This is a genomic window from Motilimonas sp. E26 (genome assembly GCF_021278025.1).
Lineage (GTDB): Bacteria > Pseudomonadota > Gammaproteobacteria > Enterobacterales > CBDFNC01 > Motilimonas.
In genome coordinates, this window is the sequence record NZ_JAIBHJ010000080.1 from 1 (window position 1) to 853 (window position 853).

Annotated in this window: 1 protein-coding gene; it reads right to left on the reverse strand. The window is 38.1% G+C overall.

Translation table 11 applies throughout. The features are described from left to right. Nucleotides 1-164 precede the first annotated feature (164 nt). Nucleotides 165-569 carry a hypothetical protein gene (locus K1M91_RS21210; RefSeq protein WP_232804251.1) on the reverse strand — a complete coding sequence of 135 codons (405 nt, stop codon included), beginning with the start codon at nucleotides 567-569 and terminating at the stop codon, nucleotides 165-167. Between the last annotated feature and the right edge of the window lie 284 nt (nucleotides 570-853).

Below are 853 nucleotides of genomic sequence, written 5' to 3' on the forward strand. Positions count from 1 at the left end.
TCATAGTCAACCTGCTGGCCATCCGGTAATTGCCAGCGTTTAACGCGACCAAGGGGGTCGTAGTCATAATACTGGCTAGTCCAGCTTTGATGGTTTTAGGTGGCTGTCCGGTATTTTTTGTCTAAAACACTGTGGTTTTCCTTGCCTGACACCAAAAAATGATGTTACATCTGCATAAAAACTTTCTTCTGAATGTCATAGGTTAATGATTCTGGTATACCTAACAGATATTCTTGCAAAATGATGCAGTCATTTACAAAGTCCCCACATTCATCACCATGAAACACCACTTTAATTCTTCTTTCTACGTCCTTTATGGAGGATTTTCCTGATTCGTTAGATATGAATTCAGAATCGAGTAGAGCTTCTTTTCCCTCTTTGTAATACACCTTGAAAAACCAGTTTGGCCATGAAAGCTTGATACAATAATCCTTTTTGAATGGGATTGTTTCCAACAAAGAGCTATAGCCTTTATCGTTAATATACATATCATCGAATACTTTTTTCAACTGCTTTATGTTCGTTTCAGGACTTCCTTTTTTAAGTAGTGTATATAAAGTAAATGACATTTTATTCTCCTAGTTTCATAGCGTCGACTTCTTCTAAAACATCTCCACTTACATCATATCGAAGAATCTTTCCACCCCTGGCGCTAATATTTTTTTGCACCGATTTTGATATCCTAGTTGTCCGTAAGCGCATCATAAACCCCGCATTCTAATCACCTAGCACGAAGAATAAGATCAAGTCTCCAACCATGAGGTGATTTGAAATTATTCACCAACAAACAGCGCGACAAAATCAAAGTGTTGTACTGGGATAAAACAGGCTTTGCTCTTTGGTACAAGCGCCT

Excerpts from the sequence above, each read along its gene's own strand:
- K1M91_RS21210 (WP_232804251.1), bottom strand. The coding sequence starts at position 569 with ATGTCATTTACTTTATATACACTACTTAAAAAAGGAAGTCCTGAAACG.